Below are 370 nucleotides of genomic sequence, written 5' to 3' on the forward strand. Positions count from 1 at the left end.
CTACAACACGCTGCTCAACGCGATCATCGCCCGCGATATCGAGAGTGCGGTCGAATTCACCAAGCTGCTATTGATTGAGGAACAAAAGCTGCTTCTGCAGGAAGACTGAGCCTCGGTCAGTCCAATTCGGCAGCGATGCGCAGCTCTCCGGAGGCACTGGAATGACGCTGATCCCACATCAGCCCAAGCGCGCGCATTTCGTCGCGCAACCGGGCGCCGTGCCTCTGCAGCCAAGCCGGGACCGATCCAAAGGCTACAATACGCGCCTGGCCATTCGTAATGCGTACGACCGGCCAGTCGCCGATCAGGGCATTGTCATTCCCGAATAGCTCCGAGCCCGCCCATTGCGCCATCCCGAACGCATGTTCGC

General features: G+C 60.0%; 1 pseudogene. It reads right to left on the minus strand.

What is annotated here, in order from left to right:
- Positions 1-116: 116 nt before the first annotated feature.
- Positions 117-370, minus strand: a pseudogene (locus EN745_RS36645) (ABC transporter substrate-binding protein); the annotation flags it as partial.

Source organism: Mesorhizobium sp. M4A.F.Ca.ET.022.05.2.1 (genome assembly GCF_003998845.1).
In the GTDB taxonomy this organism is placed as follows: domain Bacteria; phylum Pseudomonadota; class Alphaproteobacteria; order Rhizobiales; family Rhizobiaceae; genus Mesorhizobium.